The organism is Burkholderia sp. E168m23 (assembly GCF_016586125.1).
GTDB lineage: Bacteria > Pseudomonadota > Gammaproteobacteria > Burkholderiales > Burkholderiaceae > Burkholderia > Burkholderia orbicola.
This window is the reverse complement of sequence record NZ_BCPP01001510.1, coordinates 1-955: the sequence shown is the minus strand read 5'-3', so window position 1 is coordinate 955 and position 955 is coordinate 1. Positions and strand designations below refer to the sequence as shown.

Sequence of the window (955 nt, the reverse complement as noted above, 5' to 3'; positions counted from 1 at the left end):
ACGGGCTGCCGGGCAGATAGCCGGCCACCGCCAGATGCACGTTGGCGGGCAGCTTCGTCAGCGCCTTCAGCACGGTGCCGAGGTTCTTGCGCGGCGTGCGCAGGTCGCCGACGAACAGCAGCAGGAACGCGTCGTCCGGCAGCTTGAACGCCGCGCGATCGGCCTGCGCGCCGGCGAATGCGCTGCCGTCCACACCGTTGTAGATCACGCTGATCTTGCGGCTGTCGATGCCGAGCCCGGCGATCTCGTCGGCCACCTTTTGCGACACGGCGGTGATCGCGCGCGAACGCTTGTACGCCCAGCGCTCGAGCACGGTATTCACGCGCGTGTAGACGTACTGGTAGGCCGACCACAGCCCCTTCGCGGGCCCGAACGGATAGTACGGACTCTTGAACCAGCCGCCGTGCACGAAGTGCGCGGTATTGACGTCGGCCTTGATCCACGAGATGAAGCCGTTCACGTGCAGTACGTCGTATTCACCGCGGTGCGCGCGCAGCCAGGCCGCGCTCTTCAGCGCGAACACCTGCTGCTTGACGAGATTCGACGGCCAGAAGCCGCCGACCTTCACCGGCACCCAGCGCACGCGCGGGTCGGCCAGCAGTTCGGGCGCGACGTGCGACGCGACCAGCGTGACCTCGTAGTTCTCGGCCAGCGCCGCGCGCGCGATTTCGTAATTGACGCGGCCCTGCCCGTCGTTATGTCGCACGACGTGCGTGACGATCGCGATTCTCAATGGTCGCCTCCCCGTGAACGCGCGGCGGCCAGCAGGCGTTGCGCCTTCTGCCAGTGCGCCGCGGCAAGTATCGAAAAAATGGCTGTGAACATCAGCAGGCCGCCGGTGCCGATCAGCGAGTTCGTGAACACGAGCATCGCGAAGGTCGACAGGCACAGGCTCAGGCACGCGCCGACGAACTTGTCCTTGCGCAGCTTGAACGCCGCGCGCAGCGTGCGGCCG

At 66.8% G+C, this 955-nt stretch carries 1 protein-coding gene and 1 pseudogene; both read right to left on the bottom strand.

Going from position 1 to position 955, the window contains the following annotated elements:
- Nucleotides 1-733: glycosyltransferase (locus tag JMF90_RS38530; RefSeq protein WP_201326487.1), on the bottom strand; the 733-nt coding region annotated here is incomplete at its 3' end.
- A pseudogene (locus JMF90_RS38525) lies at nucleotides 730-955 on the bottom strand (glucose-6-phosphate isomerase); the annotation flags it as partial. The pseudogene JMF90_RS38525 and the gene JMF90_RS38530, both read right to left, overlap by 4 nt.